Source organism: Cohnella thailandensis, from assembly GCF_014212135.1.
GTDB classification, from domain to species: Bacteria; Bacillota; Bacilli; order Paenibacillales; family Paenibacillaceae; genus Cohnella; species Cohnella thailandensis.
Window position 1 is genome coordinate 375,209 of sequence record NZ_JACJVQ010000013.1, and the last position, 15,401, is coordinate 390,609.

Here is a 15,401-nt window from a genome sequence, read left to right on the forward strand (position 1 = left end):
ATCATTCATATCATGTATTTGGTGCGCTCCGCGCAAACCGTACGATGACGGCTTGTCCGGAACGCTTAATACCGAGCAGTTAGGCTTGCTTCATCAATTCTGTAATGTAATCGAAGAACGCGTCGCGGTCAACATCGTAAATAAGATTGACCGGTCTGCCTTCCGGCGACTCCTGCGTGCGGCCTTGGCGGACGCCGTCCGTATAAACGACGCTGTTCACCGTCTTCACCTTGACCAGGTCGGGCTTGCCGATGTAAGCGGCGGTCAGCACGTCCCACAAATAATAGGTGGAGTTCGTCTCGAAGAAAATGAGCGGCGGTACCAACGCATAGCATTGTCCCACGAAATCTATCGCTTCATACTTGCGCTGTTTAGCCCAAGCGGCGCGAACGTCTAGAGTGAGTGGAACTTGATTGGTGCTCTCCAGAGCGACCATGTCGATGCGCAGGGAGCTCTTCCAGACGCGATCGACGGCTTCCGGGTCCCAGAAGGCGTTCCACTCCGCGGTTCCGTCGTGCTCCGGCTCCATCACGTTGCCCTTCGGAAGGAAGGTGCCTCCCATCCAGACGACCCGGTCGATCTTCTCTTCGATGTCCGGCGCCTCGTCCAGCGCTCGGGCCAGATCCGTCAATGGTCCCGTCAGAAGCATCGTCGTCTTGCCTTCCGTCGCCCTTACCTTCTCAATTAGGTGAAGATGGGCGGGAAGCTCGGATACCGGGGCTTCCATCTTGCCCGATTCATTCAGGATCGGGAACGCATCCACGTAGAAGCTGTGAAGCCTCCATTCCTTCGGGAACGGATTTTTGCCTCGCGAATTGGATTTGGCGACCTCGACGGTTTGCTTGCCGAAGCGGTCGATAATCTTGCGGCTGGCGTCGAATGAAGGCTCAAGATAGCCGTCCGCCGCGATAACGGATACTCCCGTCAATTGTACGTCCTGCATCTGAAGTAGGAGCAGCAAAGCGATAAAATCGTCGCCGCCGCCGTCATGGTTGAAATAAACGTTCACGCTGGACCTCCGACCTCCGTTAATACCTCACATTGAATTTACACAAATTCCCTTTTTGCTTACATAATTTCAAAATCGAATTGCACATTTGTTAAAACACATTGAGTCTATTATCTATTCATTGTGAAAAAAAATCAATTCATTTTTTAAACATGTTAGGGAATGTGACATGTTTTTGAACGTACAGCGGCATTCCGCTTTATTCGGACCTTTTCTCGTGCTACAATCCTATAAAAGCTTTATAACGCACCCGTCAATTTGTGCCGAAAGGAGGACGACGTCATGGATTGGGCGACTTCCATCGCGGAACAGCGAATCCGCGAAGCGATCGAGAGCGGAAGCTTCTCCGATCTGCCGGGCAAGGGCAAGCCTCTGCCGAAGGACGAACTGGAAGGCGTTCCGGAGGAGCTGAGAATCGGATATCGGATTCTTAAGAACGCCGGCGCCCTCCCGCCCGAGCTCGAGCTTCGCAAAGAGATGGTCTCCCTGGAGCAGCTGATTCTCGCTTGCGACGACGAAACCGAGCGGGCGAAGTATCGCGAACGTCTGACTCCGATCAAGCTCAAATATCAGAGCCTGATGCGGGAGCGAGGCTGGACGGGACTAAACGCCTTCGAAAACTATCGTGGTCAAGTCGAGCATAAATTAACCAAATAAATAGGAGGGCGGATCGCTTATGCGTCGTCTCCTATCGAGGAGGGGTGCCGCATGCATCTTATAAAGGAACTGCCGAAGGTCGATCTGCACCTGCACTTGGACGGGGGCATTCTGCCGAGCACCATTCTGGAGTTAGCCGCGGCGAGCGGAGCGTCCCTGCCGGCTTCCGGAACGGAGGGGCTTCTCCCCTACATGCAAGTGGATGCGAATTGCGAGAGCCTGGTCGATTATCTGGAGAAGTTCAATTTCGTGCTTCCGTTCCTGCAGGATCGCGAATCGCTCAAGAGAGCCGCATTCGAGATCGTCGAGAGCGCGGCGGCCGACAATTGCATTTATATCGAAGTGCGCTTCGCCCCACTGCTGCATATTCATAAAGGCTTGACCGTCCCGGACGCTATCCGGAGCGTCATCGAAGGCTTGAATGAAGGCGAGGCTCGATACGGCGTCAAAGCGCGGGTCATCGCCATCTGCATGAGGCATCAACCGATCGACGACAATTTGGAGGTCGTGCGGGCGGCCGCGTTATTCCTGGGAAAAGGGCTGGTAGCCGTCGATCTGGCGGGAGACGAAGCGAATCACCCTCCCGCCCGATTCCGCGAAGTGTTCGCGTTGGCGCGTCAGCTCGGAATTCCGTATACCATCCACGCCGGGGAGGCCGCCGGAGCGGACAGCATCGAGGAAGCGATCGAGGGCCTCGGGGCGGTCCGGATCGGGCACGGGGTTCGGCTCCGGGAGAATCCCGCGCTGCTCGAGGTCGTTCTAGCGCGCCAGATTCCGCTTGAATTATGTCCGACCAGCAACATTCAGACCAAAGCCGTATCCGGCTGGGCCGATTATCCGATCCGGGACTACTGGGATCGCGGCCTGCTGCTGACGGTCAACACCGATAACCCGACGGTCTCCGGCACCTCGATGACCGGGGAATGCGAAGCGCTCGCGGAGCGCTTCCGATTCACGATCGAGGAGCTCGCGTCGCTGATGCGCAACGCGCTGAACGTCGCCTTCCTGCCGGCGAACGAGAAAGCCGCCTTGCGGGAGGAGTTCGACCGAAGGCTGTCGGCTCTGGGGATTGCCATATGAGCTTCTAAATACGTGAAAATGGCGGCATTCGGGAGGTGATCCCGGCACCGCCATTCTTCATTTGGAGACATTGCAAAAAAGTAAGATTTACCAGCCCATCCGCTCGCGAAGCTTCGCGATATGCGCCGTGTGATGGCGTCCATGCCAGGAGTACATTCCTGTTGCCCGCTCCAAAGGCACGGTCTCTTTGCTTCCCGGATGATAGAACGTGCGGGCGAAGTCCGCATCGGTCATCGAGTTCAGCAGCGCGACCCAGCGGGTATGCATCGCTTCCAGCCAGACGAGCGACACCTCGACCGGCAGCGACTTGCCGTCCGCGAGCTCGGCCCAATCCGCTTCCTCGTACGGCTTGATGGTCGGGTTCGGTTCGGTCAAAGCCAGCTTGAACCGGGTCAGGCTGTTCGAGTGGGAATCGGCCACGTGGTGAACGACCTGGCGCAGCGTCCATCCGCCGTCCCGGTACGAAGTGTCGAGCTGCTCGTCGGTCAGACCCGCGACGGCCGCGCGCAGCTCCGCCGGCAGTCTCTCGATGTCGCCGATCCATTGCCGCCTCAGATCCGCGCTAATGGCGCCTTCATGTTCGAACTTGCCGATCGGATACTTAGATGAGTCCATGTTCAATCGCCCCCGTGCTTAGGATGCTTCGTCGGGCGGGGTCAGAACGATCCTTCCGTCCTCGAGCTCCACCTTCACTTTATTGCTGTTCTTGATCCCGATTGATTCGAGATAGCCCGTCGGCACTTGAAGCCTTCCGGCTTTATCCAGTATAGCATATTCGACGTGGGAATCTTCCTCTTGTTCGATGCCTCTCTCCAGCTCCGCCAGCTCTTCCGCATACGACTTGCGGCGCAGCATCTCGGAGGAGATCTTGCCGTCGCGGATCGCCACGACGCGATCCACCTTCTTCGCGAGCAGCGGATCGTGCGTGACGATGACGATCGTGATGCCGAGCGTGCGGTTCAGCTCCCGGAACAGGTCGAGAATCTGGTCCGCCATCCTCGAATCGACGGAGCCCGTCGGCTCGTCGGCCAGCAGCAGCCTCGGCTGGTTGGCGAGCGCGATCGCGATGGCCACCCGCTGCTGCTCGCCTCCGGAGAGCTGGTGCAGCTTGTTGTTCGCCCGATGGAGAAGGCCTACCGCCTCGAGCAGCTCCAACGCGCGCATGCGCTTGCGGCGCCCGGACAGCAGAATGGGCAGCTCCACGTTCTCCAGCGCGGTCAGGTACGGAATCAGGTTACGCGCGTTGTTCTGCCAGACGAACCCGACGCTTCGGCGCTTGTAGCGCACGAGCTCCCTCTCGGTCATCTTCAGCATATCCTTGCCGTCCACGGTCAGCACGCCCGCCGTCGGGCGGTCGAGTCCCCCCAGCATGTTGAGCAGCGTGGATTTGCCGCTTCCGCTGTTCCCGATGATCGCCATCAGCTCGCCGCTCTCCACGTGAAGGTCAAGCCCCTGAAGCGCGAACACCTCGAGATCGTTGGCCTTGTAGATTTTGACCAGTCCGTCGCAATGAATCATTCGTTCAATCCTCCCCTAGCTTAAGCGCTTGATGGATTCTCGTACGGGACACCATGGCACCTAGGATGATCAAGCCGATAATCAGCATGATCGCCACGACCGAATAAAGCCTCGCGAAGTCCAACGTCTCGAAAATCACCGCGAAAGGGGGAACCATCGTGCTCGGATTGAAGGCGACCTGGAAGTTCGGCACGTACAGCAGGCTGGACAGATTGCCGACAAGAACCCCGATGAGGACGGCGATCCCCGAAGTCAGAACCTGCTCGGCGACCAGCATGCCGATCATCTGGCGGACGGACAGCCCGATCGCGCGCATGACCCCGTTCTGAAGCGTCCTTCCTCTCAGCGACAGAACCCAATAAAGCAGGAACCCGCAGAAGCTGACCGCGATCGAGATCAGGAACCCGAGCGTCAGAATGCCGTTGATCGCCATGAGGAACGGGTCGTTCTTCGCCTTGTTCCAATCGATCGTCGCGTTCACGACCTTCGTGACGGGAAGCGATTGATCGGAGATGGCTTGGTAAAGCTCCTCAGAGGAAAAGCCAGGCTTCATCTTGAGCCACACGTCGTAGGGCTCCAGCGACAGCTGGAATTGAATCCGGGGCAGATGACCGACGATCAGCATCGGAGCGTTCGCTTTCGTCTCCTCGTTTCCGGCGTCCACGGAGCCCGCCGGAGGAAGAGGATTGAACGTCGGAAAATAATCGACGATTCCGTAGACCACGAAAGAAGTCGAACCGACATCCGTCCAGCCGACCCAGATCGTATCCCCCACCTTGACGTTTTTCTGTTCCGCAAGGGTGCGGGAGATCAGAACCGCCTTCGAGTCCGGAGCGATCAGGTTCAAATAATCGTTCAGCGGATAGCTGAGCAGGCTGTCGCGGAACCAGGTCGTCATGCCGAACTCGTCCGTGTCGATCCCCATCAGGGTCACGCTGGCCGATTGGTCTCCGAACGAGAAGAAAGCGTCCTTCTTCGTGAATACTTTGGCCGCATGCTCGACTCCGGGCAAGTTCGCATAGGGCTCGAACGCCGGTTCCAGATAGTTGATTTTCCCCGACGCGCCGAAGCTTGCCGTCTCCGAACCGCCGGGCGGCCCGCCCATGGAGGACGCCGGCGGAGGAGCGTCGTTCGGCCAGGAGGAGGCGAGCACGATATCCGCGCCGCTTCCGTAGCGGATTCGGTCTTCCGTGTTGCCGTTGATCGTCCTTGCCGCGCTGGCGCTGAACACCCCGGTCGCGATCGTCAGGATGAGAAAGACCATCAGGAATTGATATTGGCTGCTAGAGCGGCTGACTTGGATCAAGGTGGCGTACATGGATGGCTTCCACCATCGTCGGCCGAGCCAATAGATTAAGCTTAGAAGATAGGGATAGAGCCTTAGCAGCAATAGGCCCGAGCCCACGATAAATAGCGCCGGGACGACGAATTGCAGCGGATCGAGATTCAGGTCCGTCTGGTTGAGCCCCAGGCTCTGCAGATTGTCCAGTCTCTCGCGGAAGCTGAACAGTCCGTAGACGGCGACCGCGACGAAGAGGACATCGAGGAACAGCTTGTGCCAGAGCGGCGTCTTCGCTTGCCTCGCAAGCTGCTGCTTGTGGCCGACGATGCTGACACGGGTGGCCAGCAGCACCGGGATCAGAAGCAGAACGAACGATACCGCCGCCGCAGCGGCTCCGTAGAGATAGGCTTCGCGCGTGATCTTGACCGGAAGAGCCGCGCGGGACACGAAGGACAGGAAGCCGCTCGACGCGCCGAGCATCTTCGTGAAGAAGAGCCCGATCGCCGGTCCCGCCGCCAGCGCCGCAAGGCTCAGGATCACGCCTTCGACCGCGAAGGAGGCGACGATCTGCCATCTGGCGGCTCCCCGGCTGCGCAGCACCGCGATCTCGTTCTTCTGCCTGCCGGCGATCAGGTTCGCGACCATGAACATGTAGAATCCGAGCATGATCAGAACGGGAACGTAAAGCGACCACATCAGCGTCCGAAGCTTGTCGGCCCTCTGCTCGTAGCTCTCGATCGTGCCGATGGCGGGCGCCTTGAATTCGGTCTGGAACGACCCGACGTAGGATTTGACCTTGTTCTCCATGTCCTTGCTCGCTTGGACGAAGCTGTCCACTTGGCTCAGCTCCATCTTCGAATAATCGAGCACGGTATACCAGATGCTGTTGGTGATCGTCACTTTGTTGCCTTCGAGGAAATCCTTCGCGAACAGATCCTCGTCGATCAGCAGCGTATTGCCCAGGCCGGATAGTCCGGGGTCGTAAAAATAAGGGTCGTCGTCGCGAAGCTTCTCGAACACTCCTACCGGCTTGAAACGAAGAACCCCCGATACCTTTTCCCCTTCGCTGATGAATACGGAGTCGAGCACGGTTCTTAAATTATTGAGCCCGACATCGGTAACGAGCACCTCGTAGACGCCGTCGACCGGTTCGGCAGCGGGCATTCGGCCGTCGGTCAGCTTGATATGCTCCTCCAGACCGGACATGGACGAGAGCCGGAACGAGCGGACCTTCTTCCGGTCCGAATCGCTCCCCGTCTCGGGAACGGAATCGAACGATTTGGTGTTCCGGTGGACGACCGTCTCCAGGACCGGCAGCGTCGAGGCCGCCGCTCCTTCGCCGAGCATGTAGGAATCCAGGCTCTCCGCGATCATTCGGCGCTTGTCGGGCTCCTCGTTGGAGAAGGTGGCTTTGGCGTAGAGGGAGGCGGGATAGACGTTCTTCTCCTGCTGCATCGTCTCGAGATCCTTCACCAGCATGCGGGAGAGAATCGCCTCGGAATAGATGGGCATCGTGCTGATGAGCGCCACGCTGATGACCATCCCCAGGAACAGACTGAGGACGAGCCACTTGTTTTTGACCATTTTGCGCAAAATCATGACGAACAAGGCCACGGACATAGCCTCCCGTTAATAGGATGACGACCTAGCTATTGAAGAACGACCACGTCGCCTTCCTTCAAGCCATTAAGGATTTCGATCTGGGTCGAGGAGGTCAGGCCGACTTCGACGTCGACCTCGCGCAGCTTCGTGCCGTCCACGAGCGTTCGCACGAAGGTCCGTCCGAGCGAGTTGCGGAGGCCGCTTCTCGGAATCTTGACGACGTCCTCCTTCTGCTTGGTGACGATGGTGACGTCCGCCATCATCCCGATCTCGACGTTCTCGGGAAGCTTGTCGGGCTGGATATAGAGCGTGCGCGCGTATTTCTCGGCCAGATCCTTATTCAGCGTCTGCGGAGCGGAGGAAGGCGTCTGGACCACCTTGCCCGTAAAAGCGGACGATTGGCCGTCGCGGCTTACCCTCACTTCCGCGGGAAATCCGACGCTTACGTCCTTGATGTTATCGGAGCTGTCCACGCCAAGCGTCAGCCGAAGCTGCGTCGGGTCCGCCACGATGACCAGCGTCTGATACGTATCCACGTAATCTCCCGGCTTCAGGTCTTCGACGAAGGTAACGACGCCGTCGATGGCCGAGACCAGCTGCTTGTTGTCGTACTTGTCTTTAAGGCGATCGTATTTGAGCTGCTCGATCTGGGTCTGAAGAATGGCCATCTGCAGTACCTCGGGTTCGGTCGACGGATTGGTCCGCACCTGCTTCAGGTTGTACTTGGCCTTCTCCAAGGCGAGCTCCTGCTCCTTCAATTGAAGGTCCAGATCGTCCATCACCAGCTGAACGAGCACGTCCCCCTTCTTCACTTCCTGTCCGGAGCTGACGAGCAGCTCCTGCACGCGGCCTCCCGTGCCGGTGAACTGGGCGACCTCCGTATGGACGGACTCGAAATACGCCGAACCGTTGATCGACACCACGATATCGCCCTTCTCGGCGTTTACCGTCTGGTAGCTCTCCTTCGCGGGCTTCACGAGGGGCGGAGCGAGCGCCTCCTCCTCCTGGGGAAGCAGCGAGCAGCCGGAGACCGCAGCGGCCAGAACGAGGGATAAAGCCGAGCAAGCGATTCTTCTATTTAGAAGCGGCAATTTGTCCATCCTCCAATTCGTAGACTTGATCGACGATCTCCATGATGGCCGGATCGTGCGTCGTCAGCACGACCGAAATTCCGTGCATCGTGACCAGATCGCGAAACAGCTTAATGATATGCAGGCCGGTCTTGCTGTCCAGCTCCGCCGTCGGCTCATCCGCCAGCAGCAGCTTCGGCTTGTGGGCGATGGCGCGCGCGATCGCCGTCCGCTGCTGCTCACCGCCCGATAGCTCGAAGGGACGGTGATGCATGCGGGCCTTCAGCCCCACCTGCTCGAGCGCGAAGACCGCCGCTTCCTTGCGTTCCTTGGCCGGATAGTCGCCGACCCGCAGAACGAATTCGACGTTCTCGTAAGCCGACATTAGAGGAAACAAGGCGAAGGATTGGAAGATCAGCCCCATCTTCGTGCGGCGAATCCGGTCCCGCTCCCGGTCCGTCAAGCTCGTCAGATCGCTTCCGTCGAACTCCAGCTTCCCTTCCGTCGGCCGATCCAGCGCCCCCAGCAGGTTGATGAGCGTCGTCTTGCCCGAGCCGGAACGCCCTTTAAGGGCGATCAGACGCCCTGCCGAGATCTCCAGATCGACGCCCTTCAGCACGGTAACGGAGCCGCTCCCTCGCCCGAAGGTACGAACCAGGCCTTGAGCGCGGATAATGCTTGAATCCAGTGCCTCCATCAAGCTCTCGTTCCTCCTTGCAAGCATAGTTTTGCAAGAATAGTTGTAAGCGCATTCATTTGGTTTGGACGCTAACATTCCATTCGGTTGTTATGAGATGCTCCGCGCTATTCGGCAAACATAAATCTAACATACCCGCTCCCCGACGGACTTGTCAATTTAATCCTGAACTGCCTATAAAATCATTCGATCGCCTAAGCAGCCCATGTTAAAAATTCGTTAAATTTTTCTTACAAAAAGGGATTGCCGGCGCCCCATAATATGTTATACTGTAAGCGCTACCAAGCAACCTTTCTGAAGGGGGATTTGGAAAGATGGACGTAGCCTCGAATCTTTACGACACTTTCGAGCCGCAAAAGGATTCGCTTTACTTCAAAGTAGGAACGCACGGTCTTATCAGCTTTCACGGGCGCAATTACAACATCAAAAAGAGAATGTCCCCGGAACAGCGAAACGGCCTCTTGCGCGACGATACCTTCTTCCGGTTGACGTCGGATTGCTACGTGAACGTCGATAAGATCTCGGACATCGCGGAGGATTGCCTGATCTTCGGAGACCGCTCCGCCGGCTCCAAGAAGCTGCCCGTCTCCAAACGCAAGCAGCAGATCATCAAGCAATTGCTGAGCGAACGAGCAGGCAAGCCGCACTGATAAGAAAATACGCAACGAGGCGGAACGGGAGAACCTCTCCTGCTCCGCCTTTTTGTTATGGTATAGTGGGTAGAAAAGGAAACCGAAAGCAGGCGATAACCTATGAATTACCGGAAGCTGGGCTGCAGCGGCCTCAAAGTATCCGAGCTTGGACTCGGCACGAATTCGTTCGGCAAGCGCGCCGATCGGGAGGAGTCGATCCGGATCGTTCGCGAAGCGATCGATCTGGGAATCAACTTTATCGACACCGCCAACATTTACGCGGGTACTGCGTCCGAGACGATTATCGGGGAAGCGCTCGAGGGCAGAAGGAATGAAGTCGTCTTGGCCACCAAGGCCGGACTCGTCTTTGGCCCCGGACCTAACGACCGAGGCTCCTCCCGGTTCCACTTGCAGCGTCAGCTGGACGAGAGCCTGAGACGGCTGAGGACGGATTACGTGGATCTTTATCAGATCCATACCTTCGACCCGGACACGCCTCTGGAGGAGACGCTTCGGGCGTTGGACGACATGGTGAGAGCCGGCAAGGTTCGGTACATCGGCGCTTCCAACTATGCCGCATGGGAGCTGATGAAAGCGATCGGGATCAGCGAACGGCTCGGACTGAACCGCTTCGTCTCCACCCAGGTCAGCTATTCGCTCGCCGATCGGACTCCCGAGCGGGAACTGGTTCCGATGTCGCTCGATCAAGGAGTCGGCATCATTCCGTATTTTCCTCTTGCGGGAGGCATCTTGACGGGCAAATACGGCTCCGACCGGGCGCCCGCGGGCTCGAGAGCGGCAACCGATCCGAACTTCTCCCGTTTCTTCGACGATGGGCGCCTCGAGCTCGGACGCCGGGTCCGGCAGCTTGCCGGGGAGGCAGGCGTCGCTCCGGGCGTGCTGTCGATCCGCTGGCTCATTCGCCGGCCGGCCGTCGCCACGGTAATCGTCGGCGCGACCTCGGCGGCGCAGCTGAGAGAGAACGCCGCTGCCGTCGGGCTCGACCTGAGCTCCTCCCAGCTAGCCCAGTTGGACGAGGCTAGCCGACCCTACAAGCTCGGCGAACCGTTCGCGAATTACCGTTTAACCTAATAAAGGAGCTGCTCCCGCGCAGGGACAGCTCCTTATCTTTATCGCTTATAGAATCGGAGACAACAGCCGGGTGACCGATTCGCGCAGCCTGTGCATCCATGGGCGCTTCAGATACTCCTCATAGGTCCACAGGCGGGAATGCTCGATGTCCCTTAAGTAATTTTGCTCCAGCTGCTTAACGATCTCCCTGTCGTAGAGGAAGGCATTGATCTCGAAGTTCAGCTTAAAGCTGCGGATATCGAAGTTGGCCGTTCCGACCGATGCGACCTTCCCGTCGATGATCAGCGTCTTGGCATGAAGGAATCCGTTCTCGTACAAGTAACACTCCACGCCGAGCGGCAGCAGATCGCCCACGTACGAATGAGTCGCCCAATACACCATCTGATGATCGGCTATCGCGGGGATGATCATTTTCACATTGACGCCGGACAGGGCCGCGGTCTGAATCGCGTTGATCAGGCTCTCGTCGGGCACGAAGTAGGGAGTTTGAATCCAGACGCTTTCCCGGGCTCTGTGGATCATCTTGATATAAGCGTTGCGGATGTGTTCGTAGCTTTGGTCCGGCCCGCTGGCCACGATCTGCACCCCGATGCCGCCTTTCTCTTCGTCCCTGACGGGAGGAAGGAAAAATTCCGTCTCGACCAGCTGACGCTTGGACGCCGTATTCCAATCGCGGATAAAATGCCCCTGCATCATCCGAACGGCGCTGCCCGTCATTCTCAGGTGCGTGTCCCGCCAATAGCCGAATTTGGGCACCAGCCCGAGGTACTCGTCCCCTACGTTGATTCCGCCGATGTAGCCGATCTCCCCGTCGATGATCGCCAGCTTGCGATGATTGCGGTAGTTCACACGGAAGTTCAGGTAAGGCACCTTGGAAGGGAAAAACGCCGCCACCTGCCCGCCCGCCCGAATGAGAGGCTGAAACACCCGGGTGGACAAGCGATGGCTGCCGATCGGGTCGTAGAGGAACCGCACTTCGACTCCCTGCTCCGCTTTCTCTCGCAGCAGCTCCAGAAGCCTGCGGCCGGTGCTGTCGTCGTTGATAATGTAATACATCAAATGAACGTGGGTTTTGGCGGTCCGAATGTCCTCGTACAAGGAATAAAACTTCTCGTTGCCGTCCTTGAACACCTGCACGGAGTTGTCCTGCGTGAAGAGCGCCTTCGCGCTAGACAGGTTCATGTAGATCAGGTCCTCGTAGGAGGACATCGAAGGGTCGTTGTATTCGATCCGGTGCTGCCGGAACTCCTTCTTCTGATGATCCGTCATCTGCTGATGGAGCTTGCGGCTCCACTTCTTGTCTTTATAGATTTTCAGCCGGCTCAGGTTCTGCCCGAAAATCAAATAAATGATGAATCCCCCTACGGGGAAGAACAGGAAGACCATGAGCCATGCCCAAGTCACCCCGACGTTGCGGCGTTCGATGAAGATAACGCTTATGGCCAAGATCATATTTATAAGCGTAATAACCGTATAAATATTTTGCGTGATGGACGACACTGACATCCTGCTGCGACCTCGTCTCTCTGAATTGGCGGGAAAAATGGCGGGAAAAAGGCGGAAAACAAACTACAACCCCAATCCTAGCATAAGGTCGCGATTTTAGCGATCCTTAAGAGGAATGGGGCTGACAGGATCCGGCGGATTCTGGCGAAATGTCGCGTAAAAGATGAAAATGCCGGGCTGTTTACGGAAGTTCGACGATCTTCTCCGCGATGGAGATCCGTTCCTTGGCTTCCGGGACTTCCTGAGGATAGCCGACCCCGAAAATCCCGATCACGACGTCTTCGTCCGGAACTTCGAGGATCTCTCTCATCTTGGGCGCGGCGGCGAGGGACGACCAGAACGTTCCGGCTCCTTCGCTGGCGGCGGCCAGCATGAAGCTCTGCGCGAAGCAGGCGACCGCGTACGCGTTCTCTTCCTTCTCGATCGGCATCGCCGAGCCTTTGGAGGTGAGCAGCAGGACGAGCGGAGCGCCTCCGAAGTCCGTTTTATGGTTCAGCTTGGCTCTCGTCTCCGGGCCGACGAACGCGACCTTCCAAGGCTCGGTCATCCGGTGGTTCGGAGAGAAGGTTGCCGCCTCCAGCCACGAGATCACCTTGTCTCTATCGATCGGGTCCGCCTTGAATTGTTTAATGTTGCGGCGAGTCTTAATCGCTTCGATCGTATTCATGCGTGAACTCTCCCTTGCTAACGATAATAAACGATATATCGTATTTATTGGATTTAGGTTGCATTGTATACGCGCCCCCAATCTTTGTCAAGACTTCTAATCCGAAGACACCGACATCCCGGGAGGCCGAATGCGCCTATGAAAAAAGAAATCGGAATCCGCGAGGTCCCGCCTCTCGGACAGAGCTTTATGCTCAGCCTGCAGCATTTGTTCGCGATGTTCGGTTCTACGGTGCTCGTCCCTAACTATCTTGGCGTCGATCCCTCGATCTGCCTCTTGATGAACGGGATCGGAACCCTGTTGTATATCGCGATCTGCCGCGGAGGCATTCCCGCCTACCTAGGCTCCAGCTTCGCCTTTATCGCTCCCGCGGGGGCGGTCATCGGCGCCCATTCGGACATCGGGGACGGCTATGCCGCCGCGCTCGGCGGCTTCATCGCGGCGGGCATCGTCTTCACGGCGGTCGCCCTCCTCGTTCAAGCGGCCGGAACCCGCTGGATCTATATCGTCTTCCCTCCCGCGGCGATGGGAGCGATCGTCTCCATCATCGGGCTCGAGCTCATTCCTACGGCGGCCGGAATGGCCGGATGGACGTCGGGCGGCGCGGCCGATTGGAAGCCGGATGCCGATTCCATCCTGCTCTCGACCGTCACCTTGCTCGTTACCGTTCTCGGTTCCGTGCTGTTCCGCGGCTTCCTCGGCATCATTCCCATCCTGATCGGAATCGTCGTCGGTTACGCCTTGGCCGCCGCCATCGGAGTCGCCGACTTCTCCGCCGTCCGGGACAGCTCGTGGTTCGCATCGCCGCAATTCGCGTTTCCGATCCTCGAATGGAGCGCCGTTCTGACGATTCTTCCCGCGGCGCTCGTCGTTATCGTCGAACACATCGGTCATCTCGTCGTTACCGGCAATATCGTCGGCAAGGACTTGTCCAAGGACCCCGGCTTGCACCGCTCCATGCTCGGCAACGGGCTATCCACGATCCTGTCAGGCTTCGTCGGCTCCACGCCCAACACGACCTACGGCGAGAACATCGGAGTCCTCGCCATTACGAAGGTGTACTCTACTTTCGTCATCGGTGGAGCTGCCGTTATCGCCATTCTTCTGTCCTTCCTGGGCAAGGTGTCCGCCTTGATCGCCAACATCCCCGTCGCCGTCATGGGCGGGGTCTCCCTGCTGCTGTTCGGGGTGATCGCGGCTTCCGGCTTCCGGATGCTGGTCGAAGCCGGAGTGGACTACAGCCGTCCGACGAATCTATTCCTCACCACCGTCGTTCTGGCTACCGGCTTATCCGGCGCCAAGATTACCGCAGGCGATTTCTCGTTGTCCGGTATGGCGCTCGCCACCGTCGTCGCTATCGCGATGAGCTTGCTTTTTAAACTGTTCGAAGCGATGAGATGGTCTAATGATGCCGCTGCCTCCGAATGAGGACTGGTTTACACTCCATTAACGCAGTTTAGGATCCTCGTTTACGTTCCTCTGCTAAGCTCAAAGCGGCCCCCTTCATTTTAGCGAAGCGAGAGGAGAACGAGATGTCCTTTAACGCCTTGGGAGAATTCGCCGACACTTCTTCGTCTACCCGATTCGTGCCGCACCTGCCGGCCAAGATGTCCTGCCGCGAGGCTCTGCGAACGATCAACGGTTACCCGGATGTCGAATTCTTTATCGTGTGCGACTCCTCCTCCAAGCCCCTAGGCTACCTGGAGAGGAAACCATTCCTGCTGGCGTTGAGCGGACGCTTGGGCCTTGGCTTTTATTCCTCGAAGCCGGTGCGCCTCCTGATGATCCCGTTTAAAAAACGATAAAGGCAGAAGGAATCGATCGACAAGCGATTTTCCTATCTGCCTTTTTGATTTAGACCCCGAATCCCGCCCGATATAGCAATCCTCCGCAGCTTGAACCTCCTAGCCCGTCAATTGATGCCCATAGCGCTCCCAATGAACCTCGACGCTCGCCCCGACTCCTGTCAATAGCTGACTGAGCTCCTCCTTCTCCTGCGGCGCGCAGATCGGATCGTTCGTTCCGGCTCCGATGAAGACCGACACTCCGCTTAATTCCGGCAGCTCCAGCCCGCGCATCGGCACCATCGGGTGATGCAGGATCGCCTTGCGGAACGCGTCCGGGTAGTGGAACAGTAGGCTTCCCGCGATGTTCGCGCCGTTGGAGTAGCCGATCGCGATAAAGTTATTCCGATCCAGGTTGTATTCCTTCGCCGCTTCGCTTAGGAAATCGTACGTCTCCTTCGTGCGGAACTTGAGGTCCTCCTCGTCGAACACGCCTTCCGCCAGGCGCCGGAAAAACCTCGGCATGCCGTTCCAGAACATTTCCTCTTACCGACAAGACGGCGGCGTTCGGATCGATCCTCCCCGCAAGAGGGAGGAGATCTCTCTCCGTCCCTCCCGTGCCGTGGAACAGCACCAGCGTCGGGGCATTCGGCGTCTTGGCCGGCTCGAAAAGATGCTTCATGCTCATGCTTATCGATCCTCCTTCAGCACGCGGACTTCGATCGGAATCAGGTTGTCTTCGATCAGCTGGCGGTGCTTCTCGTACCAAGCCGGAAGCTGCAGCTTCTCGCCCAGATGCTCAAAC

Annotated in this window: 14 protein-coding genes and 1 pseudogene; 6 read left to right on the forward strand and 9 right to left on the reverse strand. The window is 57.9% G+C overall.

Annotation, left to right across the window (positions count from 1 at the left end; all coding sequences use genetic code 11):
* Positions 1–79: 79 nt before the first annotated feature.
* Complete coding sequence (locus H7B67_RS15985; RefSeq protein WP_185120834.1) at positions 80–1,009, reverse strand: nucleoside hydrolase; 930 nt, start codon at positions 1,007–1,009, stop codon at positions 80–82.
* Positions 1,010–1,291: 282 nt separating this feature from the next.
* Between H7B67_RS15985 and H7B67_RS15990 the strand changes: the two genes are divergently transcribed.
* A complete protein-coding gene (locus H7B67_RS15990; RefSeq protein WP_185120835.1) occupies positions 1,292–1,666 on the forward strand; it encodes a DnaJ family domain-containing protein in 375 nt (124 codons plus the stop codon).
* A 51-nt stretch (positions 1,667–1,717) separates the two neighbouring features.
* Positions 1,718–2,746, forward strand: a complete 1,029-nt coding sequence (gene add / locus H7B67_RS15995; protein WP_185120836.1) for an adenosine deaminase — start codon at positions 1,718–1,720, stop codon at positions 2,744–2,746.
* A gap of 87 nt (positions 2,747–2,833) precedes the next feature.
* On the opposite strand, the gene H7B67_RS16000 is transcribed toward add, so the two are convergent.
* Genes H7B67_RS16000 through H7B67_RS16020 form a run of 5 tightly spaced genes read right to left on the reverse strand, consistent with a single transcriptional unit; the run spans position 2,834 to position 8,915 of the window.
* Positions 2,834–3,361, reverse strand: a complete 528-nt coding sequence (locus H7B67_RS16000; protein ID WP_185120837.1) for a YfiT family bacillithiol transferase — start codon at positions 3,359–3,361, stop codon at positions 2,834–2,836.
* An 18-nt stretch (positions 3,362–3,379) separates the two neighbouring features.
* Positions 3,380–4,264 carry an ABC transporter ATP-binding protein gene (locus H7B67_RS16005; RefSeq protein ID WP_185120838.1) on the reverse strand — a complete coding sequence of 295 codons (885 nt, stop codon included), beginning with the start codon at positions 4,262–4,264 and terminating at the stop codon, positions 3,380–3,382.
* 4 nt (positions 4,265–4,268) lie between these two features.
* Positions 4,269–7,166, reverse strand: coding sequence for an ABC transporter permease (locus tag H7B67_RS16010; protein WP_245363651.1), 2,898 nt, complete (start codon positions 7,164–7,166; stop codon positions 4,269–4,271).
* A gap of 29 nt (positions 7,167–7,195) precedes the next feature.
* Positions 7,196–8,239, reverse strand: a complete 1,044-nt coding sequence (locus H7B67_RS16015; protein WP_185120840.1) for an efflux RND transporter periplasmic adaptor subunit — start codon at positions 8,237–8,239, stop codon at positions 7,196–7,198.
* Positions 8,223–8,915: an ABC transporter ATP-binding protein gene (locus tag H7B67_RS16020; protein ID WP_245363676.1), complete on the reverse strand. Its 693-nt coding sequence runs from the start codon at positions 8,913–8,915 to the stop codon at positions 8,223–8,225. Before H7B67_RS16020 ends, H7B67_RS16015 begins: the two co-directional genes overlap by 17 nt.
* Before the next feature lie 314 nt (positions 8,916–9,229).
* On the opposite strand from H7B67_RS16020, the gene H7B67_RS16025 reads away from it, so the two are divergent.
* Both H7B67_RS16025 and H7B67_RS16030 read left to right on the forward strand, forming a co-directional pair.
* Complete coding sequence (locus H7B67_RS16025; protein ID WP_185120842.1) at positions 9,230–9,565, forward strand: LytTR family transcriptional regulator DNA-binding domain-containing protein; 336 nt, start codon at positions 9,230–9,232, stop codon at positions 9,563–9,565.
* Between the two features lie 102 nt (positions 9,566–9,667).
* Positions 9,668–10,639 (forward strand): aldo/keto reductase, encoded by a 972-nt coding sequence (locus H7B67_RS16030; RefSeq protein ID WP_185120843.1) that lies wholly within the window; start codon positions 9,668–9,670, stop codon positions 10,637–10,639.
* Between the two features lie 45 nt (positions 10,640–10,684).
* Here the strand turns inward: H7B67_RS16030 and cls are convergent, their stop codons facing one another.
* Complete coding sequence (gene cls, locus H7B67_RS16035; protein WP_185120844.1) at positions 10,685–12,145, reverse strand: cardiolipin synthase; 1,461 nt, start codon at positions 12,143–12,145, stop codon at positions 10,685–10,687.
* Between the two features lie 181 nt (positions 12,146–12,326).
* Complete coding sequence (locus tag H7B67_RS16040; RefSeq protein ID WP_185120845.1) at positions 12,327–12,812, reverse strand: nitroreductase family protein; 486 nt, start codon at positions 12,810–12,812, stop codon at positions 12,327–12,329.
* A 138-nt stretch (positions 12,813–12,950) separates the two neighbouring features.
* Between H7B67_RS16040 and uraA the strand changes: the two genes are divergently transcribed.
* Together uraA and H7B67_RS16050 are read left to right on the forward strand one after the other, a co-directional pair.
* Positions 12,951–14,240: a uracil permease gene (gene uraA / locus H7B67_RS16045; RefSeq protein WP_185120846.1), complete on the forward strand. Its 1,290-nt coding sequence runs from the start codon at positions 12,951–12,953 to the stop codon at positions 14,238–14,240.
* Between the two features lie 104 nt (positions 14,241–14,344).
* Positions 14,345–14,617, forward strand: coding sequence for a CBS domain-containing protein (locus H7B67_RS16050; protein ID WP_185120847.1), 273 nt, complete (start codon positions 14,345–14,347; stop codon positions 14,615–14,617).
* 99 nt (positions 14,618–14,716) lie between these two features.
* On the opposite strand, the pseudogene H7B67_RS16055 reads toward H7B67_RS16050, so the two are convergent.
* A pseudogene (locus tag H7B67_RS16055) lies at positions 14,717–15,278 on the reverse strand (alpha/beta hydrolase).
* Between the last annotated feature and the right edge of the window lie 123 nt (positions 15,279–15,401).